We start from the raw sequence: 22994 nt of genomic DNA, 5'->3' as shown, positions 1-22994 counted from the left end.
CCTGTCATACGTCCAAATGGACGGGGTAACGGACGACGCCGTAACGCCGCGCCACGCGAACGGGCAAACGTTATGGACTTTCCACGCTGCAAGCCAGGCTTGTGGAGCCGCAGGGTCATGCAGCGGCATCGACCTTTGTCTGGCGCCATTCCCCGGCGACCGCACCGATCGTTTCGAGGGCGTGCGCCAGGCGCGGCCCGACCTCCGGCAGCGCCCGCCATGCCGGATCGACGATCAATCCCAGTTCGCGCCGAAAATCATAGCCCGCGACCTTCAGCGGAACGATGCCATCGATCGCCAGCGACACCGGCGCGGTCGTGATGCCAATCCCGGCGGCGACCATGCGAAGGCAGCGCTCGTCGCTCTCGCTGCGCAATGCAAAGCGCGGGCGAACGCCGTGGCGCGTGAAGAAGCGGCTCGTCGCGTCGAGAAACTCGCACGAGCGACGCGCGATCATCGTTTCGGCGGCGAGGTCTTCGGGGTCGACCTCGATGCGCCCCGCCAGCGGGTGGTCGGAAGCGATGAACATCACGAGCGGCTCTTCATACAGCGGAACTACATGATCGCCGCGCTCACCCGGACGGAGCGGGAGCAGCGCCATGTTGATGCGGCCGCTGCCGAGCGCGGCGCGCAGTTCGGAATCGCTGTTTTCAACCAGCTCGATGGCAAAGCTCGGCCGCAGCGCCGCGGCGACCGCCTGCAGCAACTCGCCGGGCGCCGACCGGACGATCCCCAGCTTGAGCTCGGTCGCCTGGCGGTCGCCATCGCGGCCGAAACCGTCCGCGGCGCGAAACCCGCGATCGAGGTCGCGCGCGATCGGCAGGAAGCGCCCACCCGCTTCGGTCAACCGGATCTGACGACGGTTGCGGATGAAGAGCGGCGTCCCGATGAGTTTTTCGAGATCGGCGATGCCGGTCGACAACGCCGGCTGGGTGACGCGAATACGGAGCGCGGCCTGCGTAAAGCTGCCGGCGTCAACGACGGCGAGGAACTGGCGAATATGCGCACGCTTAATCATAACTTTTACTTATGCGAAATCCCCTGCCGTTTCAATTTCCATATACTGGAATTTTGATGCAGTATCGCGGCCTGTCCCGCCCTCGATCGATAGGTCCCTCATGCGCGCCACTCCCGATTTCGACTTCGCTATCAGCGAAACCGCCGACATGATCCGCGACACCACTGCCCGTTTCGCCGACGAACAGATCGCCCCGCTCGCCGCCAAGGCCGATGCCGAGGACTGGTTTCCGCGCAACGAACTATGGATGCAGATGGGCGAGCTTGGCCTGCACGGCATCACCGTCGAGGAAGAATGGGGCGGGCTCGGCCTCGGCTATCTCGAGCATGTGATCGCGGTCGAGGAAGTTTCGCGTGCCTCGGGTGCCATCGGCCTCTCTTACGGCGCGCATTCGAACCTTTGCGTCAACCAGATCCGTCGCTGGGGCAATGCCGAGCAGAAGGCGAAATATCTGCCCAAGCTGATCAGCGGCGAACATGTCGGCAGCCTGGCGATGTCCGAAGCGGGTGCGGGCAGCGATGTCGTTTCGATGAAGCTGAAGGCCGAGCGGAAGGGTGGCGGATACGTCCTCAACGGCACCAAATTCTGGATCACCAACGCAACGCACGCTGACACGTTGGTTGTGTACGCGAAGACGAGCCCCGAGGCGGGGTCGCGCGGGATCACCGCCTTCTTGATCGAGAAGGACATGCCGGGGTTCGGTATCGGGCAGAAGATCGACAAAGTCGGCATGCGCGGCTCGCCGACCGCCGAACTGGTCTTCACCGATTGCGAAGTTTCCGAAGAACAAGTGATGGGCCCCGAGAATGGCGGTGTCGGCGTGCTGATGTCGGGGCTCGATTATGAACGCGTCGTACTCGCGGGGCTCCAGCTCGGCATCATGCAGGCGTGCCTCGATACCGTCATCCCCTATGTTCGCGAGCGCAAGCAGTTCGGCAAACCGATCGGCGGTTTCCAGCTGATGCAGGCGAAGGTCGCCGACATGTATGTCGCGCTCCAGTCGGCGCGCTCGTACGTCTATAATGTCGCCAAGGCGTGCGATGCGGGGCAGACGACGCGCTTCGACGCCGCGGGCTGCATATTGCTCGCGAGCGAGAGCGCGGTGAAGGTCGCGGGCGAAGCGATCCAGGCGTTGGGCGGTGCCGGCTATACCAAGGACTGGCCGGTCGAGCGTTACTGGCGCGACGCGAAGCTGCTCGACATCGGCGCGGGGACGAACGAGATTCGCCGCATGCTGATCGGCCGCGAACTGATCGGCGCCGGCGCGTGATCTGGCTCTGGCTGTCGGCCGCGACGATGGCCACGACCGCGCTGATACATTCGCTGTTCGGCGAAAAGGACCTGATCCGTCCGTTGCTCGGGATCGACGAAGGTATTCTGAAGATCGAAATTGAGCGCAAGACCATCCGCCTGGCGTGGCACCTTACGAGCATGCTGATGCTCGTATCGGCGGCGCTCGTGGTGTGGCCGGACACCCCCCGGTCGCTGATCCTCTTGACGGGAAGCGCATGGGTGGCGGTGGGAGTCGGCGCCGCGATTTACACGAAGGGGCGGCATCTCGCGGGCCCGATCTTCATCGCCGCGGGCGCCTTGGCATGGGTTGGAGCCGGAGCATGACCTGGCTCTGGCTGTCGGCTGCGTGCATGGCGACGACAGCATTGGTCCACGGCGCCCTGGGTGAAAAGCGGCTGATCCAGCCGCTAATGACGCTCGATGACGGCATCATGGGCGTCGACCTCGCGCGCAAAGTCTTCCGCTTCGCGTGGCACGCCATGTCGGTACTGATGCTGGTGTCGGCGGCGGTCGTCCTCTGGCCGGGAACGCCGCGCGGCCTCATCCTGCTGACCGGCGCGGCGTGGACGGCGGTCGGATTGTTCGATGCCGTCTATACACGCGGCCGGCACATCGGCTGGCCCATCCTGACCGCGTCGGGGGTCTTCGCCTTGATGGGTGCTGCGGCATGAGCGCCCGCGGGCTCATCCATCATATCGACCTGACGGTCAGCGACCTTGCCCGCTCGCGCCCCTTTTATGAGAGCGTGCTGGGATTTCTCGGCTACCGGCGTTCGGCCGATCATGACAATGGCAGCGACTGGGACCTGGCCGGCGAGCCTTTTCATTCGATCGGCGTTTTGCTGGCGCGCGGCGAAGGCGCAGGCCGGGCGCACGACCGCACTTCGCCCGGTCTGCATCATCTGGCGTGGACGAGTGACAGCCGCGAGGATGTCGACCGGCTGCACGCCTTGCTGCAGGAGATTGGCGCAACGATCCTCGACGCGCCCGCCGACTATCCGCGCTACGGTCCCGATTATTATGCCGTCTTCTTTGCCGACCCCGACGGGTTGAAGCTGGAATATGTGCATGGCAGGACGGCGAGCGAGCTGTGAGCGCCGGGCTTTCCTTCGCCGTCACCGGTTTCGATCATATCGTGCTTTGCGTTCGCGACGTCACCGAAACGCGCGCCTTCTACGAACGCGTGCTCGGGATGGTCGCGCGCGAGGAGCGGCCGGGAAAATATTCGCTGCAGTTCGGTGCCAACAAGATCAGCCTGCAGGATGCGGCAACGGCGCCGGGTATCGCGCGCGACACGGTGCCGGGCAGCGGCAATTTCTGCCTGCTGAGCGATATGCCGGTTGCGGAATGGCGTGCGCATCTGGCCGAGCAAGGCGTCGAAGTGATCGACGCTGGGCTGCGCGATGGCGCGACCGGAACGATCGACTCGCTCTATTTCCACGATCCCGATGGCAATCTGGTCGAGGTCAGCAACCTCGTCGCTCCGCGATGAGCGATACGCTGCTTACCGCCCTGCAATATTATGGCGCCGCGGCGGCGACACTCGCGGCGCTGCTCGTCTCGCTCAACCTCGGCGAACGCTGGAACGGCTGGGCGTTCGTGATCTTCGTGACGAGCAGCCTTGCGCTCATCGCCTGGGGCTTCCTGCAGCCCGACAGCGAGGGCATCGGATGGCAGAATGTCGCGCTGCTCGGCATCAATCTGGTTGGTGTCTATAGCCACTTGATCCGAAAAAAGCCTGCTGCGCCCAGGAACGAAGGCGGAGCAAAATAATTGCCCCGCCCTGCCCTGACATCATCCCCAGACGCGCACGCGCTTGTCGGGCGCGAGATACAGCTTGTCGGTCGGCTGGACATTGAACGCCTTGTACCATGCGTCGAGGTTCCGCACCGTCAGCGCGCGATACATGCCCGGCGCGTGCCCGTCGGTCGCGACACGCTGGCGCAGCGCCTCGGCACGCATCTTGGTCGCCCAGGTCTGCGCATAGGCGATGAAGAAACGCTGGTCGCCGGTGAAGCCGTCGATCACCGGGGCTTCCTTGCCGCCGAGCGAGGCGCGATAGGCGTCGTACGCCGCCTGCAGCCCCGCGACGTCGGCGATATTTTCGCCGAGCGTCAGCTTGCCGTTGACCGCCAGGTCGGGGAACGGCTTGTACGTATCATATTGCGCGGCAAGGGCGTCGCCCGCGGCGTTGAACTTCGCAAGGTCCGCCGCGGTCCACCAGTTGCGCAATGCACCGGTCGAATCGAACGCCGCGCCGTTGTTGTCGAAGCTGTGGCTGATCTCGTGGCCAATCACCGCGCCGACCGCGCCATAGTTGAACGCCGGATCGGCCTTGGCGTTGAAGAAGGGCGGCTGCAGGATCGCGGCGGGGAAGTTCAGTGCGTTCTGCACCGGCAGGTTCACCGCATTGACGGTCTGCGGGACCATCCACCATTCGCCCTTGTCCATCGGCTTGCCGATCTTGGCGAGCTGGTGCGCATATTCGGCCTGTTGTCCCGCGACCTCGTTCGCATAGGCATCGGCGCCGACGGCGTAGCTGCCATAGTCGCGCCACGTGTCGGGATAACCGACGCCCACCGCGATCGTTTCGACCTTCTTGATCGCTTCCTTCTTGGTCTCGGGCGCCATCCAGTCGATCGTGCTCACGCGCGTCGCAAAGGCGGCCTTGATGTTCTTCACCATGTCGCCGACTTCCGCTTTGGCAGAGGCGGGGAAATATTTGTCGGCGTAGGCCTTGCCCACTGCGTCGCCGAGATAGGTGTCGAGCGCATCGAGCGCGCGCTTTTCGCGGCTGCGTTGCTGCGGCGTGCCCGACAGCGTTGTGCCGTAAAAGGCGAAATGGGCGTTATCGATCGCGCTCGGCAGCACGTCCGAATGGCTGTTGATCTGATGGAAGCCGAGCCAGTCCTTCCACGCGTCGAGCGGCTCGGACGCGACGAGCGCCGACAGGCCGGTGATCGCGCCGGCATGATAGGCGCCGACCTTCGCCGCGCCGTCGAGTTTCGCGGCGCCCATGAAGGCAGCCCAGTCGATCCCCGGCGCCTTCCTGGCGAAATCGCCCTTTGCCCAGACGTCGGCCGACTTGGTGAAATCCTCGCTCTGTTCGCGCGACGCGTGCACCTTCGCGATCTTGACCTCGAGATCGTAGATGCGTTTCGCCTTCGCCGCCGCGTCGCTCTGCCCCGCGGCGGTCAGCAGCTTGGCGATATAGGCCTGGTAGGCGGTGCGGATGCTCGCCATCTTCGGATCGGCCGAGAGATAATATTCGCGCTCGGGCAGGCCGAGGCCGCCCTGCAGCAGATAGGGGATTACCTCGCCCGGCGTGGCCAGCCCCTGCGTCACAAAGACGCCGAAGAGGTTTTCGGTTTTGAAATTGGTCGCGTTGAGCGGATCGACGTCGGCGCGCAGCTGTTCGCCGAGAACCTTCGAAAGCGCGGCCTTGTCGCCGATCGCGGCAAAGCGTGCGAGGTCGGCGGCCACGGGCTTCATGCCCGCGGCATCGATAGCCTTCACATCGGTAAAGGCCTTGTAGAAAGCGGCGATGCGGCCTTCGTTGGTATCGGGTGCGGCATCGCCCTTGGCGATCGCGTCGACCAATTCGCGGTTCCGCTTCTCGGTCTCGAGCTGCGCGACATAGAAGGCACCGATCGACGAGCGGTCCGCAGGGATTTCGATCGTCTTGTCCCAATTGCCGTTGGCATAAGCGTAGAAATCGTCACCGGGCTTGGCCGCACTATCCATCGCCGCCTTGCTGATCCCGAGTTCGGTGCCGACGGTGTAGGCGGCGCTGCTTTCCTCTTTCCCGCTGGTGCAGGCGACGGGACCCGCGACGATCGCGGCGGTGGACAGCAGGATGGCGAAGACAGCTTTATGCATGAGGATGGCCTTGTTTTTGCGAGGACAAGCGGGAGGCATAGGCCTGTGACGAATTGGTTTCAACGCCAACCATTTTCGGCCTGCGGCGCTTTCCAATCGACGAGCGACGGGCTAGTTCCGAACAGATTACAGGGAGAGAATATACAGTGAGCGCACCGGTCCTTGGCACCAGCATCAACACGGACAGCGACGAGTATCGCACCCGCACGGCGCACAATCGCGCGCTGAAGGACGTACTGTGGGCGCGGGTCGCCGAGGCGGCGCTCGGCGGCAACGAGAAATCGCGCGAGCGCCACACGAGCCGTGGCAAGTTGCTGCCGCGCGAACGCGTCGAGCGACTGCTCGATCCGGGTTCGCCCTTCCTCGAGATCGGCCAGCTGGCGGCGAACGACCTGTATCAGGGCGAGGTGCCCGGTGCCGGCCTGATCTGCGGCATCGGGCGCGTGTCGGGGCGCCAGTGCATGATCGTCTGCAACGATGCGACGGTGAAGGGCGGCACCTACTACCCGATGACGGTCAAGAAGCATCTCCGCGCGCAGGAGATTGCGCTGGAGAACCGCTTGCCGTGCATCTACCTCGTCGACAGCGGCGGCGCGAACCTGCCGCATCAGGATCAGGTGTTTCCCGATCGCGACCATTTCGGGCGCATCTTCTTCAACCAGGCCAATATGTCGGCGAAGCGCATCCCGCAGATCGCGTGCGTGATGGGCAGCTGCACCGCAGGCGGTGCCTATGTTCCCGCGATGAGCGACGAGACGGTGATCGTGCGCAACCAGGGCACGATCTTCCTCGCCGGCCCGCCGCTGGTGAAGGCGGCGACGGGCGAGGAAATCAGCGCCGAAGATCTCGGCGGCGGCGATCTGCACGCGAAGAAGTCGGGCGTCGTCGACCATCTTGCCGAAAATGACGAGCATGCACTGACCATCGTGCGCGACATCATCAGCCATCTGGGCGAGGACAAGGGCCTTGAGGTCGCGATCAAGGACCCGCGTCCGCCCAGTTATGATCCCGAGGAGCTGTATGGTGTCGTTCCCGACGATGTCCGCGCGCCATATGACGTGCATGAGGTGATCGCGCGGATCGTCGACGGCAGCGAATTTCACGAGTTCAAGGCGAATTACGGCAGCACGCTGGTTTGCGGCTTCGCGCATATCTGGGGCCTGCCCGTCGCGATCCTCGCGAACAACGGCGTGCTGTTCAGCGAGAGCGCGGTCAAGGGCGCGCACTTCATCGAACTCGCGCAGCAACGGCGCATCCCCCTGCTCTTCCTCCAGAATATCTCGGGCTTCATGGTCGGCGGCAAATATGAAGCCGAAGGCATCGCCAAACATGGCGCGAAGCTGGTCACAGCGGTCGCGACCGCAACGGTGCCCAAGATCACCGTGCTGATCGGCGGCAGCTTCGGCGCGGGCAATTACGGCATGTGCGGCCGCGCCTACTCACCTCGCTTCCTCTTCACCTGGCCCAATGCGCGGATCAGCGTCATGGGTGGCGAGCAGGCGGCGTCGGTTCTGGCGACCGTCCACCGCGACGCCGACAAATGGACGCCCGAAGAGGCCGAAGCCTTCAAGGCACCGATCCGCCAGAAATATGAGGATGAGGGCAACCCCTATCACGCGACCGCGCGATTGTGGGACGATGGCATCATCGACCCGGCACAGACACGCGACGTGCTCGGCCTCGCCTTTGCCGCAACGCTGAACGCCCCGGTCGAGGACCGCGGCTTCGGCATATTCAGGATGTGATGATGCCGGATTCTTGCATCTCTATACTGGCAATCGTGGCGATGTTGTTGGTTGCGGGCTTTGCCTTTGGCCTGACCGCCCGCAGCGGGTTTTCACCGCGCTGGCTGTTCGTCGCGGCCGGGCTGGTCGTGCTCAACGACGCGCTGCTGACCAATGTTTACGGCGCTCTGCCCGACCTGTTCGGCGGGAGCGACTGGAACTGGCAGGGTAAGCTGCTGGCGCTGGCGGCCACGCTCGCGATCGCATCGCACCCGGCGATCGGCTGGCAGCGGTCCGGACTGACCCTGAAGCAGAATTCCGGTTCGCTTCGCGCGGCGGTGCCGGTCGTGCTCCTCTATTGCCTCTTCTTCCTGGCGCTGGCGCTTTCGTTTCCGAACGAGCCTGTCTCCGGCGAAACCATGGCCTTCCAGCTGACGATGCCGGGGTTCGAGGAAGAACCCTTCTATCGCGGCATATTGCTCCTCGCTCTCAACGAAGCGCTCCGGGGCCGGATCAGGCTGCTCGGAATCGATTGGGGCTGGGGTGCAGTGCTGTCCTGTGTATTATTCGGGCTGGCGCACGCTTTCAGCTATTCGGCCGGCGACGGGTTTCAGTTCGACGCGATGACAATGGCGCTGACCGCCGTCCCGTCATTCCTCGGCGTCTGGCTGCGCGAGCGCACGGGCAGCCTGCTCCTTCCGGTCGCCGTGCACAATTTCGGCAACGCAATCATGTCGATGGTGTGACCGTGCGCGATCGCCTCTACTTCCTCCACGCACTGTTCAGCGACCCCGCGCTGCCCGGGCGGCAATTCTATTGCCGCGACTGCATCGCCATCGAGGGATTGTTGAAGAGCTTTCCCGACAGGGCGACAAAGCTGGAAGTAATCCGCATCGCCTTCCCGCGCCCACGCGATGCCGTGATCGCAGCGATCGGCGAGGCGAACCAGAACCTTCCGGTCTTGGTGCTTGCCGACGATGCGCCCGCCGACCTCGCCGACGGCGAGCATCAGGGCACGCGCTTCGTCGGCGACTTCAAACGGCTGCTTCACGCGCTGCATGTTCGCCACGGATTTCCAGAGGCGCATCCATGATCGCGCGGCGCTGGCATGGGATCGTTCCGAAGGCGAAGGCCGAAGCCTATTTCAAGCTGATGCTCGACGTCGCCATTCCCGATTATCGATCGGTCGCGGGCAATCGCGGCGCATGGTGCCTTCAGCGCCCCGAGGGCGATGTCGTCCATTTCGAGATGCTGACCTTCTGGGACAATCTCGAGGCGATCGAGAGCTTTGCCGGGACCCCCATCGACACGGCCAAATATTATGATTTCGACGACGTCTTCCTGATCGAAAAGGAAGCGCATGTCCTGCATTTCGAAGTGAACGGAACCCTATGATCCAGTCCCTCCTCATCGCCAATCGCGGCGAGATCGCATGCCGCATCATCCGCACCGCGCGCGAGATGGGTATCCGGACCGTGGCAGTCTATTCGGACGCAGACGCGAAGGCGCTGCATGTGCGGCAGGCCGATGAGGCGGTGCATATCGGGCCGTCGCCGGCGCGCGAATCCTATCTGATCGGCGAGAAGATCATCGCCGCGGCCAAAGCGACCGGCGCCGAGGCGATCCACCCCGGCTATGGCTTCCTCTCCGAAAATGCCGAGTTCGCGCAGGCGGTGATCGATGCCGGGCTGGTGTGGGTCGGACCGAAGCCGTCCTCGATCACCGCGATGGGGCTGAAAGATGCCGCCAAGAAATTGATGGCCGACGCGGGCGTGCCGGTGACGCCAGGCTATATGGGCGAAAACCAGGATCCGGCCTTCCTTGCCGAACAGGCGGCAGAAATCGGCTATCCGGTGCTGATCAAGGCGGTCGCGGGCGGCGGCGGCAAGGGGATGCGCAAGGTCGATGCCGCGGCCGATTTCGCCGACGCGCTCGCTTCGTGCCAGCGCGAGGCGGCATCCTCGTTCGGCAACGACCATGTGCTGATCGAGAAATATATCCTGACCCCGCGCCATATCGAGGTGCAGGTGTTCGGCGATACCCACGGCAATGTCGTCCATTTGTTCGAGCGCGATTGCTCGCTGCAGCGCCGCCACCAGAAGGTGATCGAGGAAGCCCCTGCCCCCGGCATGGATGAGGTAACCCGCGAGGCGCTGTGCGCCGCCGCGGTGCGCGCAGCGCAGGCGGTCGATTATGTCGGTGCGGGGACAATCGAGTTTATCGCCGATGCCAGCGAAGGCCTGCGCGCCGACCGAATCTGGTTCATGGAAATGAACACGCGGCTGCAGGTCGAGCATCCGGTGACCGAAGAGATTACCGGGGTCGACCTCGTCGAATGGCAGCTACGGGTCGCGAGCGGTGAGCCGTTACCGCTGCGACAGGATGAGTTGTCGATCAACGGCTGGGCGATGGAGGCGCGGCTTTATGCTGAAGACCCAGCGACAGGCTTCCTCCCTAGCACAGGGACCTTGATTGATTTCGACCTGGGCTTTCGTGGCCGCGTTGAAACGGGCGTCGAACTGGGCGATTCGATCTCGCCATATTACGATCCGATGATCGCCAAACTCATCGGAACCGGACGTGATCGAGAGTCGGCTGGATATCGTTTGCTGGAAGCGATTCGCCAAGTTCAGGTTTGGCCCGTAAAAACCAACGCGACTTTCCTTGGCAAATGCTTGTTAGATGAAGATTTTATCGAAGGTATTTTCGATACAGGTTTGATCCAACGTAAGGCGGATGAGTTAACCGCAAAGCCGATCGTAGATGAGGCGGAAAAGGCAGCCGGCGTCTTAAATCTCATGAAGGACTTCGGTGCTGATCGGATGTTAGCTCCGTTACTGAGACCAGATGGGTCGCCCGATTGGATGATCCAAAATAGCTCAAAGTTGAGCAGCCTATTTGGATTCCGGTTGAACGGCGAACCGCAGCGCCGAATTTTGGTCAGCGTCGATGGCGAACCTACCACGGTCAGCCTGTCCGAGCCGCTCCTTGGTCATCGGAACAGGCATTATGGCCGATATGGGGATGCCTGGAGCAGGTTGGAGGACGGCTTCGTTCATCGCTTCTCACTGGATTGTCGTGCCGAAGGCGTTGGCGCAGGCACAGTCAGCGACGGCGCGATCCTGTCGCCGATGCCCGGCAAGGTCATCGCGGTCGAGGTCGCCGCGGGCGACAAGGTGACCAAGGGTCAGAAATTGCTGACCCTCGAAGCGATGAAGATGGAGCACAGCCTGACCGCGCCGTTCGACGGAGTCGTTACCGAACTCAACGCGACCTCGGGCGCGCAGGTGCAGGTCGAGGCGCTGCTGGTGCGGATCGAAAAGGAAGAATGAACTTTATCTTCTCGTCACCCTGAACTTGTTTCAGGGTCCATGGCCCAAGGTTTCGGCGTCCGACCATGGATGCTGAAACAAGTTCAGCATGGCAAATTATTGGAGCATTAAAATGGCAGGCCGCTTTTTCGACGAGTGGAGTATCGGCGACACGCTAACGCACGAGATCCGCCGCACGGTGACCGAGACCGACAATCTGCTGTTCACGGTGATGACGCATAATCCGCAGCCGCTGCATCTCGACATCGAGGCGGCGAAAGCATCGGAATTCGGGCAGATCCTTGTCAACGGCACCTTCACCTTCAGCCTGATGGTCGGGCTGTCGGTCGGCGACACGACGCTGGGAACGCTTGTCGCGAACCTCGGTTACGACAAGCTCGTCATGCCCAAGCCGGTGTTCATCGGCGATACGCTGCGCGCGGAGAGCGAAGTCATCGGCCTCAAGGAGTCGAAATCGCGCCCCAATGCGGGGATCGTCACCTTCCTTCACCGCGCCATCAACCAGCGCGATGAACTTGTGTGCCAGTGCGAGCGTTCTGCCCTTGTCCAGCGGAAGGCCAGCTAATGCGACTTCGTTCCCTCCTCTTTGTTCCCGGCGACCGGCCCGAGCGCTTTGCCAAGGCGGCGGCGTCGGGTGCCGACGCGATCATCCTCGATCTGGAGGATTCGGTGTCGCCCGCGAACAAGGACGCCGCGCGCCATGCGGTCGCCGATTATCTGGCGGGGACACGTGAGGTCGTGACGCTGGTGCGCGTCAACCCCCTCGACGGACATTTGACCGCTGCCGACGTCGCAGCGATCGCCGCGGCGCGGCCCGACGCGATCATGCTGCCCAAGGCCGAAGGCGCGCCGAGCATCGCGCAACTCGACACGATCCTGCGCAGCGAAGCGGCGCGCGATGCCTCGCTGCCTCCCATCCTGCCGATCGCCACCGAGACGCCAGCGGCACTCTTCACCCTCGGCAGCTATCGCGAGGCGAAAGACCGTCTGCTCGGGCTGACGTGGGGTGCCGAAGACCTGCCCGCCGCGATCGGCGCGACGACAAGCCGCGAAGCCGACGGCCGCTATACCGCACCCTATGAGATCGCGCGCGCGATGACCCTGTTCGCCGCGCACGCAGCGGGCGTGGCCGCGATCGACACTGTGTTCCCGGCGATCAAGGATGAAGCGGGTCTTGCCGCCTATGCCGCCCGCGCGCGCCGCGACGGCTTTACCGGCATGATGGCGATCCATCCGTCGCAGGTCGATGCGATCAACGCGGCCTTCACCCCCAGCGCCGATGAGGTGTCGCGCGCGCAGGCGATCGTCGATGCCTTTGCCGCCAATCCGGGCGTCGGGGTGCTGCAGGTCGACGGCAAGATGGTCGACGCCCCGCACCTGAAGCAGGCGAAGCATATCCTGGCGCTGTCGGATTAGGAGCGGACGGCTTCGTTCCGCTGCTTACGTCATCCCGGCGAAGGCCGGGATCTCACCGGTGCGGCTAACCTCGACGTCGAGATCCCGGCCTTTGCCGGGATGACGATATAGGGGGCGCTAACCTAGGTTTTGCCCCGCCCGAATGGCCGATGCCGCCGCATCCGGTCGCGTCCGCGATGCCAGCTTTTCTTCAGGCCGCGTTCGGTGAAGCTTTCGAACATCGCGTCGGGGCTCGTTGGGTCGAGAAGCTCATTCTCGGCTATATATTCGTCGAACGGGCCGGGGCTGACGAGGTCGAGCAGTTCGAGCGAGCGGCCCTTGCCGCGCAGTGCCTCGATCGTCTCGATCAACGAACCGGTGCGTTTGAATTCCGCAACGACATCCTCGGGCGCAACATCGAGATGTTCGGCGATCAGCGACTCGCGCAGGCACATTATCGTCGGCTCGACACCCTCGTTCGCGGGCAATGCAGCGTCGATCGTCACGTCGCATTCGCTGTCGAGCCCCATCGAGCGGTTGTTCATGTTCGCCGACCCGACGCGCAGGAATCGGTCGTCGACGATCGCGGTCTTGGCATGAACGTAGATCGGCTCGCCGCGCTTGGTGCGCGGGAAATAGACGCGGAGGCGATCACCGTGCTTCGCCTTCGCAATCTCGCGGACCAGTTGCACCCGCGCGGCGTCCATCGCCATCTGCTCGAGCCAGCCGTCGGCGGTCTTCGGCATCACCATCACGAATTCGGGCGGATCGTCCTCGTTCAGCCGCTCGGCGATCGCGGCGGCGATCTTGTCGCAGGTGAAATATTGATTCTCGAAATAGATGAAGCGCTTCGCGGCGGCGATCATGTCGAGATAGAGCTGCTCGATCTCGCGGATTTCCTCGCAGCCCTCATATTCGGCGCGGGTACGCGAGATCGCGACGTCGACGCCCTCGAAATCGGGTTCGAGATCGTCGGGCCAATTCTCGCCCTCGCCATCGACCTCGCGCAGCGGCTTTTTTGTCGCGCGCTGCCAGCGCTCGTTGCCGAGGTCGGCGAGCGCATTGCCGACGGGCCCCGCGAGGATCATCGTCGAATCGTGCCACGGCATATAGGCTTTGCCATCGGGCGCCGTGCGGTGCGGGTCGCCATCCTTGTGATCGCGCGTGTCCCAGCGGCGTGAGCCGACGTCGATGCCGCCACACACCGCGAGATGGTCGTCGAACACCGCGACCTTCTGGTGATGGCTGCACCCGACCGGATGCGCGCTGTCGAGACGGAAACTGATCGCGCGCGTTAGTTTCCAGCGCGCCACCATCGCCAGAATGCGCAGCATCGCGAACTGTTTCAGCCCGCCGAAGTTCCAGCGCAAAATGTCGATGTCACGCTCGGGCTTTTCCTTCGCGAGCCGCAGTAGATAATCGCCGAGAGGCTCGCCCTTGCCCTTCTTGTCGGGTTTGAGCGCGATGCGCGGATCGAAATCCCAGCCGATGAGCAGGATCCGTTCCTTCGCGTCGGCCATCAGCCGTTCGAGCAGCGCGTAATAATCGGCGGCATCGACGATCATCCGTGCCTTGTCGGCGCGCTCGATCCGCCAGCAATTGCGCCCTTCGACGACAATCGGAGAAAGGTCTCGCGTGCTCATCGCCCACGCCACGCATGGCATGGGCGATGGTTGCGTCGGGCCGGGTCAGGCGGCGTAGAATTGTTCGGGCGTCAGCGCCATCATCGCCTCGCTGCCCGCCTCGATCTTGCGGCGCAGCGATCCGGCGTCGGGCAGGAAGCGTTCGCCGAAATAGCGCGCGGTGACGAGCTTGGCTTCGAGGAAGGCCTTGTTGCCGCGGCCTTCGGCGAGCGCCTTCTGCGCGGCTTCGGCCATCATCAGCCACATCGAGCCGAGCGCGACGATCCCCAAGATGTGCATATAATGGTGCGCGCCGGCGCCGATATTGTTCGGGTTCGCCATGCCGTTCTGCATGAACCACATCGTCGCCGCCTTGAGCTCGCCATTCGCTTTTTCGAGACGGCCCGCGAAGTCGGCGAGCGCCTCGTTGTCTTTGGCGCGGCCGCACTCTTCGTCGATGATCGCGAAGAAGGCCTGGATGGCACGGCCCCCGTTCTGCGCAAGCTTGCGACCGACGAGATCCATCGCCTGCACGCCGTTCGCGCCCTCGTAGATCATCGTGATGCGGGCATCGCGGACATATTGGGACATGCCCTGTTCTTCGATGTAGCCGTGACCGCCGAACACCTGCTGCGCGTTGGTCGCGACCTCATAACCCTTGTCGGTGCCATAGCCCTTGATGACGGGGGTGAGCAGGCTGACGAGGTCGTCGGCGCGCTGGCGCTCTTCCTCACTCTCGGCGACATGCGCGAGGTCAACCTGCAGCGCCCCCCAGGTGCAGAGCGCGCGGAGCCCCTCGACCGTCGCCTTGCCGTCCATCAGCATACGGCGCACGTCGGGATGGACGAACAGCGGGTCCGCCTTTTCCTGCGGGTCCTGCGGCCCGGTGAGCGCGCGGCCCTGACGGCGGTCCTTAGCATATTGGACCGCGTTCTGGTGCGCGACGTCGGCCTGGCCGAGGCCCTGGATGCCGACGCCGAGACGCGCTGCGTTCATCATCACGAACATCGCAGCGAGACCCTTATTCTCCTCGCCGACCATCCAGCCCTTCGCCCCATCATAGTTCATCACGCAGGTCGAGTTCGCGTGGATGCCCATCTTGTGCTCGATCGACCCGCACTGCAGCGCATTATGGTCGCCGAGCGAGCCGTCTTCGTTCACGAGATATTTGGGCACGATGAAGAGCGAGATGCCCTTGACGCTATCGGGCGCATCGGGGGTCTTGGCGAGGACGAGGTGGATGATATTGTCGGTGAGGTCGTGCTCGCCCGACGAGATGAAGATTTTCGTCCCCGTGATGTCATAGCTGCCATCGCCGTTCGGGACGGCACGCGTGCGGATGAGGCCGAGGTCGGTGCCGCAATGCGGCTCGGTCAGGTTCATCGTCCCGCCCCATTCGCCCGCGATCATCTTGGGGACAAAGGCAGCCTTCTGCTCGTCCGAACCCTTGACGAGGATCGCCGCGGTCGCGCCCTGTGTCAGCCCCGGATACATGGCAAAGGCCTGGTTGGCCGCGTTGCGATATTCCTCAACCGGAAAACCGATCACATGCGGCAGGCCCTGACCGCCGAACTCTTCCGGCGCGGTCAGCAGGCCCCAACCCGCGTCGCAATAGGCCTTATACGCTTGCTTGAAACCTTTGGGCGTTGTGACGCTGCCGTCTTCGTGGCGGGTGCATCCCTCAAGATCGCCCGACTGGTTGATCGGAAACAGGACTTCCTCGCAGAATTTCCCCGCCTCGGTCAGCACCGCCTCGATCATGTCGGGGGTCGCATTGGCGAAGCCGGGCAGGTTTGCGTAGCGCTCGACCCCGAGCACATCGTTGAGCAGGAAAAGCGTGTCTTGCACGGGTGCGCGATAGACGGGCATGGGAAATCCTTCTGAAAATCAGGTTGGCAATGTCAAACTTGCCTGGGGAGAGGCTCAACCGACCTTTTGGCCGGCGTCGACTTTCTTCACCATATCGATAAATCGCGACAATTCCTCGACGGCGCTGTCGATGTCGTCGCGTTGGCGCTGCAGCAGGCCGATGCGCTGTTCGCATTTCTCGATCGTCACCTGACGCTGCAGCTTGCGGCCGTCGCCGACGTCGTAAAGGTCGATCATCTCGCGAATGTCGGCGAGGCTGAACCCCGTGCGCTTGGCGCGCAGGATCCACGCCAGCCGCGCCCGGTCGCGTTTCGAATAGATGCGCGACAATCCCTTGCGCGACGGGCTGATCAGCCCTTCATCCTCATAGAAACGCAGCGCGCGGGCGGTGACCCCGAACTCGGTCGACAAGTCGGTGATGCTGAATTGTTCGCGCCCAAGATGGTCGGGCGTATCGATATGGGCGTGGCCATATGGGTCTGTCATGCGGATGAAACTAGTTTCCGTTGACGTGAACGTCAAGACCGACGGATCGCGGTATTTCGCGCCGCGTCAGCCCCCGCAAGGACGCTGCATATTGCCCTGCCGATCGGCCATCCGCAAGCCCCTTGCATCGGCAGCCGACCAGCTCGCGCGCGGCAGGCGCAAACCGGACAGCGAGGCGCGATCGGGGCAGAGGCGGGCGCATCGCGAGGGCAGGCTTCCGGGCAGTTGCAGTTCGTCCTCTTGCTCGCGCACCAGAGCGTCGCAGCCGTCGGCACCGGCAAAACGCATCCGCCAGCCGCCGTCCTCGCGCGCCATCGTCCCGGTCGCGGTGCAGGACAATCCCGGACCGAAGGCGGCGGTGACGGCAAAGCGCCACCGACCCGCGCCGTCGGGAATGACGCACATCGCATCGCGGCCGAGATCGTGGGTGCGCTCGAATACGCCGGTCGGTGTCGATGCTTCGGGACGAACGACACCGCGTTCGCGCGCCGCAACCTCGAGCGGATTGTCGGCGGCGGCGCCCTTCGCGCCGCCATCGGGAGCGGGCCGCCCGCACCCCGCCAGCAGCAGCGCCGCTAGAAGCGGTGCGAAGCTAGCCCTGCGCATCATCGGTCAGGAAAGTCAGGCTGCCGTCGCCCTCGACGCGGCGATAGAAACACGATCGGCGACCGGTGTGGCAAGCAGGACCCGCCGGCCTCACGCGCAGAAGGAGCGCGTCCTGATCGCAATCGACCCGCATCTCCACCAGCGTCAGGCCGTTGCCCGACGTCTCGCCCTTGCGCCACAGCGCGGAGCGCGAGCGCGACCAGAAATGCGCCTGCCCGGTCTCGCGGGTCCGGTCGATCGCTTCGGCGTTCATATGCGCGACCATCAGCAGGGCATGGCTATCCGCATCGACGACGATCGCGGTCACCAGCCCGGCGGCGTCGAAACGCGGGAGAAATCGGTCGGTCGTGTCGCGTTGATCATCCATAAACCGCGCTTTAGAGCAGGATTGGAGCCGCTGTCACGCGGTGCTTCGCACGCTTCATGACAATATCGTGATTAAGGGGGGCGACATTTGCGATTGCCGTCCCTATATGCGCCCCAGTCACTGCCCCCCTGCCCCTGGAATGACATGCTGACGACCCACCCTTTCGACGACGACAAACTCCGCGAGGAGTGCGGCGTCTTTGGTATTCATGGCGCCGATAGCGCCGCCGCAGTTGTCGCATTGGGCCTCCATGCCCTGCAGCACCGCGGACAGGAAGCCGCGGGCATCACGGCCTTCGACGGCAAGGAATTCCATACCCACCGCGCGATGGGCCATGTCGCGGGCAATTTCGACCGCGACGACATCATGCGCCAGCTGCAGGGCGGGTCGTCGGTCGGCCATGTCCGCTACTCGACGACGGGCGAGACCGCACTGCGCAACGTCCAGCCGCTGTTCGCCGACCTGTCGACCGGCGGTTTCGCTGTGGCGCACAACGGCAATATCTCGAACGCCACGGCGCTCAAGAAGGTCCTCGTCCGCCGCGGTTCGATCTTTCAGTCGACGAGCGATACCGAGGTGATCATCCACCTCGTCGCGACGTCGAGCTACCGTTCGCTGATCGACCGGTTCATCGACGCGCTGAAGCAGGTCGAGGGCGCCTATTCGCTGATCTGCCTGACCGCCGAAGGGATGATCGGTTGCCGCGATCCGCTCGGCATCCGCCCGCTCGTGATCGGCAAGCTCGGCGATGCGCATATCCTAGCGTCCGAAACCGTCGCGCTCGATGTCGTCGGCGCCGAATTCGTGCGCTCGGTCGAGCCGGGCGAGCTCGTCATCATCCGCGAAGGCCAGCTGACCTCGCACCGACCCTTCGCTGACCAGTCGGCGCGCCCGTGCATCTTCGAATATGTCTATTTCTCGCGCCCCGATTCGATCGTCGATGGGACCAGCGTCTATTCGGTCCGCAAGGCGATCGGCGCCGAACTCGCGCGCGAAAACCCGGTCGATGCAGACCTCGTCATCCCGGTCCCCGATTCGGGCACGCCTGCGGCGATCGGCTATGCGCAGGAATCGGGCATTCCGTTCGAGCTTGGCATCATCCGCTCGCACTATGTCGGGCGTACCTTTATCCAGCCGGGCGACAAGGTTCGCCATCTTGGCGTCAAGCTGAAACACAATGCCAATCGCGCGCTGATCGCGGGCAAGCGCATCGTGCTGATCGACGATTCGATCGTGCGCGGCACGACCAGCCTCAAGATCGTGCAGATGATGCGCGATGCCGGCGCGACCGAAGTGCATATGCGCATCGCGAGCCCACCGACCCAGCACAGCTGCTTCTATGGCGTCGACACCCCCGAACGCGCCAAGCTGCTCGCGGCGCAGATGACGGTCGGCCAGATGGCGAACTTCATCAACGCCGACAGCCTGTCCTTCGTCTCGATCGACGGCCTTTATCGCGCGCTCGGTGAAGCCAAGCGCAGCGACGACGCCCCGCAATATTGCGACGCCTGCTTTACCGGCGACTATCCGACCACGCTGACCGATTTCGACGAGCATGGACTGGAAGACCAATTTTCGCTGCTTGCCGAACGAGTTGTCTAACACAATGACTACGAAGACTGAGGAACTGGCGGGGCAAGTCGCCCTTGTCACCGGGGCAAGCCGCGGCATCGGCGAAGCCATCGCCGAGGCGCTCGCCGCACGCGGCGCGCATGTGGTGATCACCGCGCGCACTGCGGGCGGGCTCGAGGAACTCGAGGACCGCATCCACGAAGCCGGCGGCGCCGCGACGATCGCCCCGCTCGACCTCACCGACGGTGACAGCATCGCCCGGCTGGCGAGCGCGATGGCCGAACGCTGGCAGCAGCTCGACATGCTCGTGCTCAACGCCGCGATGCTCGGTACGCTGACCCCGGTAGCCGCGATCGACGGCAAGGAGTTCAACAAGCTGCTGACGCTCAATCTGATCGCGCAGCAGGCGTTGATCGCCAATTTCGATCCGCTGCTCCGCCGCGCCGCGAACGGCCGCCTGCTCGCACTATCGAGCGGCGTCGCGCGCGAGCCGCGTGCCTATTGGGGCGCCTATGCCGCATCGAAAGCGGCATTCGAAACCCTCGTCACCAGCTATGGCGCCGAAATGCGCAATATTTCGACCGTGCGCACCGCGATCCTCGACCCCGGCGGCACACGAACGCAGATGCGCGCGCGCGCCTATCCCGGCGAGGATCCGCAGAGCATCAAGGACCCCGTCGCGGTCGGCGAATTTGTCGCCAATCTGATGGTGCAAGGCTTCGACAGCACCGCCTTCCATGCACTGCCGAAGGTCATGGAAAAAGCTTAACGCCATCTTTGGTTTCCTGCGCTAAGAGACCCGCATAAGAGGGTTTGCGAGGGCGCGGGAATGACCAAGGATATTTTGCGAACGGCGATTGCCGCGGTGATCGGCATCGTCGTCGCTTTCGGGCTGATCTGGCTGGCGCAATATGCCGGCAGCGAATTTTCTCCCGACGTCTATGACCCGAACAACGGTGAAGTCCTGATCCCGATCGGGTCGACGATCGCGCTGATCTTCGGCTGGTTCATCGGCACCTTTGCCGGCGCCTGGTTCGCGATGCGCGTTTCGGCCGGTACGGGCGCGGGCTGGATCGTCGCCGGCGCGGTGATCGGCGCGGCGCTATATCGCGCCGTCACGCTCGCCGACAGCTGGTGGATCATGGTGCTGGGCGCCGTCATCCCACTCGCCGCGGTGTGGCTGGCCCAGCGCGCGACGGCCATCGCGCTCGATTAACCCAATTTTGTCATTCCGGCGTAGGCCGGGATCTCGACGGTGAGGCCCCGGCCTACGCCGGGGTGACGAGGGTTGGTGAGGTGGCGAACCTTAGTTGGCCGCTTCCTTATCCACCGCCGCCTGCACCCCCTTGTAGAACGCTTCGCGCGCCGCGCCGACACCTTCTGGATCGGTCGCGGTCGGCCAGTTGCCGTTCGACGCGATCACCAGCTTGCGTTTGGGATCGATGAAGATGCCCTGACCGAAAATACCCTGCGCGGCGAAGCTACCGTCGTCGTTGGTCCACCATTGATAACCGTAACCGCGGCCCGGCAGGTCGATCCCCGCCTGCTTCGTGGTTGCAGAGGGCAGCCAGTCGTCGGGCAGCACCTTCTTGCCGTCCGCCACACCGCCATTCAGGATGAACTGACCGAAGCGTGCATAATCCTTGAGGCTCGCCGACATGCAGCAGCCACTGATCTCGTGCCCCGTCGCGCCGAGCATCCACACCGCATCCTGCTCCATCCCGAAGGGCTTCCAGACCTTTTCGGACAGATAGGTCGACAGCGTCTTGCCCGTCGCGCTCGACACGAGCACGCCGATCAAATTGGTCTCGCCGGTCTTGTACACCCACTTCGACCCCGCGGGTGCTTCGCGCGGCAAGGTCTTCATATAGCTGACGGTTATGTCTTCGCCCGCGACGGGTTTTTGCAGGCCGAACTGCGCGACGTCGGACTTGGGATCGGTATAATCCTCGTTCCATTTGACCCCCGACGTCATCGTCAGCAGCTGGCGGACACTGACGTCGTCATAGGCCGAGCCCTTGAGACCCGGAATATAGACGGTGATCTTGTCGTCGAGGCTCTTGATATAGCCATCCTTGACCGCCGCGCCGACAAGGGTCGAGGTGAAGCTCTTCGCAACCGAAAAGCTCGTCCAGCGCCCCGCAGCGCCATAGCCAAGCGCATATTTTTCCAGGCGGATCTTGCCGTCCTGAACAATGACCAGCCCGGCGTTGCGCTGTTTCGCCATATAGGCGTCGATGTCCGAGCCGAGATCGAGCGGCTGGCCCTGCGGCAGCGGATAGACGACGTCGCCCGCCTCGACCGTGTTCACCACCACCTTGGGGACGGTTTCCATCGTGCGGAAGGCGGCGTCGCGTTGATCCTGGGTCCAGAACAGCACATTCAGATCCTTTGGCAGTTTGTCGGTCGTCTGGGTCGATGCGGGCGCGTTGCACCCCGCCGCCGCGGTGCACAGCAGCACCGTCGCCAAAAATCGTCGCATATGCTTCCTTTCCCCTGTTTTCAGGCTGTCTTTTCGAGCGTGACTTGCGCGACGTCGATGCCGCCGCCGCGAAAGCCTCCTTCGCAATATTGCAGATAATAGCGCCAGAGCCTGACGAAGCGGTCGTCGAAACCTGACGGCAGCTCGTTCGCCGAAACCACCGCGTCGAAACGCTCGCGCCACTGGCGCAGTGTTTCGGCATAGTCGCCGCCGAACCGGTGGACGTCGCGCCATGCGAGGCCGCGCTCTTCCGCCAGCGCGCGGAACCGGCTTTCCGAAACCAGGCAGCCGCCCGGGAAGACATAGGCCTGGATAAAGTCGCTGCTCGCCGCATAGCGTTCGAACAGCGCGTCGTTGATCAGGATATACTGGATCGCCGCCTTGCCCCCGGGCCGCAGCAACCGCGCGATCGCATCGAGATACGCCGGCCAATATTCCTGCCCCACCGCTTCGACCATTTCGACGCTGGCGATCGCATCATAAGGGCCCTTGGCATCGCGATAATCGCAGATTTCGATGTGCGAGCGTCCCGACAGGTCGACGGCGGCCAATCGCGCATCGGCGACCTCGGCCTGTGCCGGCGACAGGGTGATCCCGGTATAGAGCACGTCGTGGCGTTCGACCGCACGCTCGGCGAGCGCACCCCAGCCGCAGCCGATTTCGAGCAAGCGGCTACCCGAACGCAGGTCGAGCCGGTCGAGGATCGCATCGACCTTTGCCGCTTGGGCTTCCTCCAGTGATTGCCCCGGATCGGTGAACAGCGCGCTCGAATAGTTCATGGCTTGATCGAGCCACAAGCGATAGAAATCATTGCCCAAATCATAGTGGGCATGGATGTTTCGCTTGGCACCGCGACGATCGTTGCGGTGGAGCGCATGGATCGCCTTGTTGAGCCAGCGCCACGGACCGTGCGCGCGGCCGACATTGCCGAGCGATTCGCCGTTGCGCATGAACAGGTCGAACAGCGGGACAGGGTCGGGCGAGGACCATTCGCCCGCTTCCCGCGCGCGATACCAACCCACCGAGCCCGACAGCGCGAGCCGGGCGAGTGCTGCCCAGCTATGGAGGTGGACAACCGCCGCCGGCCCCTTGCCGCGGCCGCCGAGCAGCCGCACGCTGCCGTCGGGCAAATGGCTTTCGATCGTGCCGAGCGCGAGCCCCGCGTCGATCCGGTCGAGCATGCGATGAAAGAGGCTCGCGGGTGCCAGCGCGATCAGCCGCGCCATTCCCCCACCCGTGCGATAGGCACGGTCGGCGCGGAGCAGTTCCTTACCGCGGCGGGGGCTGACGTGCGTGTTCATCACTGCCTTCCTGCCCCAAACTCAGGCCGCTGACAATCAGTTGCGATAT

Annotated in this window: 25 protein-coding genes; 16 read left to right on the top strand and 9 right to left on the bottom strand. The window is 63.8% G+C overall.

The annotated features are described in order from the left end of the window. Positions 1–115: 115 nt before the first annotated feature. Positions 116–1018 carry a LysR family transcriptional regulator gene (locus V6M50_RS10540; RefSeq protein ID WP_332818516.1) on the bottom strand — a complete coding sequence of 301 codons (903 nt, stop codon included), beginning with the start codon at positions 1016–1018 and terminating at the stop codon, positions 116–118. Between the two features lie 100 nt (positions 1019–1118). On the opposite strand from V6M50_RS10540, the gene V6M50_RS10535 reads away from it, so the two are divergent. Genes V6M50_RS10535 through V6M50_RS10510 form a run of 6 tightly spaced genes read left to right on the top strand, consistent with a single transcriptional unit; the run spans position 1119 to position 4083 of the window. Then, the gene (locus tag V6M50_RS10535; protein ID WP_332818515.1) at positions 1119–2288 is read left to right on the top strand and encodes an isovaleryl-CoA dehydrogenase; all 1170 of its coding nucleotides are present in this window, start codon (positions 1119–1121) and stop codon (positions 2286–2288) included. Continuing rightward, a complete protein-coding gene (locus V6M50_RS10530) occupies positions 2285–2635 on the top strand; it encodes a hypothetical protein (protein WP_332818514.1) in 351 nt (116 codons plus the stop codon). The genes V6M50_RS10535 and V6M50_RS10530 overlap by 4 nt, the downstream gene beginning before the upstream one ends. Next, positions 2632–2982: a hypothetical protein gene (locus V6M50_RS10525; RefSeq protein ID WP_332818513.1), complete on the top strand. Its 351-nt coding sequence runs from the start codon at positions 2632–2634 to the stop codon at positions 2980–2982. Before V6M50_RS10530 ends, V6M50_RS10525 begins: the two co-directional genes overlap by 4 nt. After that, positions 2979–3404: a VOC family protein gene (locus V6M50_RS10520; protein WP_332818512.1), complete on the top strand. Its 426-nt coding sequence runs from the start codon at positions 2979–2981 to the stop codon at positions 3402–3404. Before V6M50_RS10525 ends, V6M50_RS10520 begins: the two co-directional genes overlap by 4 nt. After that, a complete protein-coding gene (locus V6M50_RS10515) occupies positions 3401–3802 on the top strand; it encodes a VOC family protein (protein WP_332818511.1) in 402 nt (133 codons plus the stop codon). Before V6M50_RS10520 ends, V6M50_RS10515 begins: the two co-directional genes overlap by 4 nt. Further along, on the top strand, positions 3799–4083 hold the full coding sequence (locus V6M50_RS10510) for a hypothetical protein (RefSeq protein WP_332818510.1): 285 nt from the start codon (positions 3799–3801) through the stop codon (positions 4081–4083). The genes V6M50_RS10515 and V6M50_RS10510 overlap by 4 nt, the downstream gene beginning before the upstream one ends. A 21-nt stretch (positions 4084–4104) precedes the next feature. On the opposite strand, the gene V6M50_RS10505 is transcribed toward V6M50_RS10510, so the two are convergent. Further along, a complete protein-coding gene (locus V6M50_RS10505) occupies positions 4105–6189 on the bottom strand; it encodes a M13 family metallopeptidase (RefSeq protein ID WP_332818509.1) in 2085 nt (694 codons plus the stop codon). A 146-nt stretch (positions 6190–6335) separates the two neighbouring features. Here V6M50_RS10505 and V6M50_RS10500 point away from each other — a divergent pair, with 146 nt between their 5' ends. The 7 genes from V6M50_RS10500 (at position 6336) to V6M50_RS10470 (ending at position 12661) form a co-directional block, all read left to right on the top strand. Further along, a complete protein-coding gene (locus V6M50_RS10500; RefSeq protein WP_332818508.1) occupies positions 6336–7934 on the top strand; it encodes a carboxyl transferase domain-containing protein in 1599 nt (532 codons plus the stop codon). Between the two features lie 41 nt (positions 7935–7975). Next, the gene (locus V6M50_RS10495) at positions 7976–8659 is read left to right on the top strand and encodes a CPBP family intramembrane glutamic endopeptidase, BDIM_20840 family (protein WP_332818654.1); all 684 of its coding nucleotides are present in this window, start codon (positions 7976–7978) and stop codon (positions 8657–8659) included. After that, a complete protein-coding gene (locus tag V6M50_RS10490; protein WP_332818507.1) occupies positions 8656–9006 on the top strand; it encodes a DUF3088 domain-containing protein in 351 nt (116 codons plus the stop codon). The genes V6M50_RS10495 and V6M50_RS10490 overlap by 4 nt, the downstream gene beginning before the upstream one ends. Next, positions 9003–9308, top strand: coding sequence for a hypothetical protein (locus V6M50_RS10485; protein ID WP_332818506.1), 306 nt, complete (start codon positions 9003–9005; stop codon positions 9306–9308). The genes V6M50_RS10490 and V6M50_RS10485 overlap by 4 nt, the downstream gene beginning before the upstream one ends. Further along, on the top strand, positions 9305–11245 hold the full coding sequence (locus tag V6M50_RS10480; protein WP_332818505.1) for an acetyl/propionyl/methylcrotonyl-CoA carboxylase subunit alpha: 1941 nt from the start codon (positions 9305–9307) through the stop codon (positions 11243–11245). The genes V6M50_RS10485 and V6M50_RS10480 overlap by 4 nt, the downstream gene beginning before the upstream one ends. Before the next feature lie 112 nt (positions 11246–11357). Next, complete coding sequence (locus tag V6M50_RS10475; RefSeq protein WP_332818504.1) at positions 11358–11810, top strand: MaoC family dehydratase; 453 nt, start codon at positions 11358–11360, stop codon at positions 11808–11810. Further along, positions 11810–12661 carry an HpcH/HpaI aldolase/citrate lyase family protein gene (locus tag V6M50_RS10470; protein WP_332818503.1) on the top strand — a complete coding sequence of 284 codons (852 nt, stop codon included), beginning with the start codon at positions 11810–11812 and terminating at the stop codon, positions 12659–12661. The genes V6M50_RS10475 and V6M50_RS10470 overlap by 1 nt, the downstream gene beginning before the upstream one ends. Positions 12662–12783: 122 nt before the next feature. Here V6M50_RS10470 and V6M50_RS10465 read toward each other — a convergent pair whose 3' ends face one another. The 5 genes from V6M50_RS10465 to hisI all read right to left on the bottom strand — a co-directional run bounded on the left by V6M50_RS10465 (position 12784) and on the right by hisI (position 17590). Beyond that, a complete protein-coding gene (locus V6M50_RS10465) occupies positions 12784–14283 on the bottom strand; it encodes a phospholipase D-like domain-containing protein (protein ID WP_332818502.1) in 1500 nt (499 codons plus the stop codon). Between the two features lie 45 nt (positions 14284–14328). Next, positions 14329–16131, bottom strand: a complete 1803-nt coding sequence (locus V6M50_RS10460) for an acyl-CoA dehydrogenase C-terminal domain-containing protein (protein WP_332818501.1) — start codon at positions 16129–16131, stop codon at positions 14329–14331. Positions 16132–16185: 54 nt separating this feature from the next. Beyond that, entirely contained in the window at positions 16186–16617 is a 432-nt protein-coding gene (locus V6M50_RS10455; RefSeq protein WP_332818500.1) for a MerR family transcriptional regulator, read from the bottom strand. Positions 16618–16683: 66 nt separating this feature from the next. Further along, positions 16684–17226: a hypothetical protein gene (locus V6M50_RS10450; protein ID WP_332818499.1), complete on the bottom strand. Its 543-nt coding sequence runs from the start codon at positions 17224–17226 to the stop codon at positions 16684–16686. Then, positions 17210–17590, bottom strand: a complete 381-nt coding sequence (gene hisI, locus V6M50_RS10445; protein WP_332818498.1) for a phosphoribosyl-AMP cyclohydrolase — start codon at positions 17588–17590, stop codon at positions 17210–17212. Before hisI ends, V6M50_RS10450 begins: the two co-directional genes overlap by 17 nt. 144 nt (positions 17591–17734) lie before the next feature. Between hisI and purF the strand changes: the two genes are divergently transcribed. Genes purF through V6M50_RS10430 form a run of 3 tightly spaced genes read left to right on the top strand, consistent with a single transcriptional unit; the run spans position 17735 to position 20378 of the window. Beyond that, the gene (gene purF / locus V6M50_RS10440) at positions 17735–19192 is read left to right on the top strand and encodes an amidophosphoribosyltransferase (RefSeq protein WP_332818497.1); all 1458 of its coding nucleotides are present in this window, start codon (positions 17735–17737) and stop codon (positions 19190–19192) included. 4 nt (positions 19193–19196) lie between these two features. Further along, positions 19197–19931 (top strand): SDR family NAD(P)-dependent oxidoreductase, encoded by a 735-nt coding sequence (locus V6M50_RS10435; RefSeq protein ID WP_332818496.1) that lies wholly within the window; start codon positions 19197–19199, stop codon positions 19929–19931. Positions 19932–19991: 60 nt separating this feature from the next. Then, positions 19992–20378 carry a hypothetical protein gene (locus V6M50_RS10430; protein WP_332818495.1) on the top strand — a complete coding sequence of 129 codons (387 nt, stop codon included), beginning with the start codon at positions 19992–19994 and terminating at the stop codon, positions 20376–20378. A 90-nt stretch (positions 20379–20468) separates the two neighbouring features. Here the strand turns inward: V6M50_RS10430 and V6M50_RS10425 are convergent, their stop codons facing one another. Further along, the gene (locus V6M50_RS10425) at positions 20469–21644 is read right to left on the bottom strand and encodes a serine hydrolase domain-containing protein (protein ID WP_332818494.1); all 1176 of its coding nucleotides are present in this window, start codon (positions 21642–21644) and stop codon (positions 20469–20471) included. Positions 21645–21664: 20 nt separating this feature from the next. Continuing rightward, positions 21665–22945, bottom strand: a complete 1281-nt coding sequence (locus tag V6M50_RS10420) for a cyclopropane-fatty-acyl-phospholipid synthase family protein (RefSeq protein ID WP_332818493.1) — start codon at positions 22943–22945, stop codon at positions 21665–21667. Positions 22946–22994: the final 49 nt, after the last annotated feature.

The organism is Sphingopyxis sp. (genome assembly GCF_036675685.1).
Classification (GTDB): Bacteria; Pseudomonadota; Alphaproteobacteria; order Sphingomonadales; family Sphingomonadaceae; genus Sphingopyxis.
This window is presented reverse-complemented; position numbering and strand designations above follow the sequence as displayed.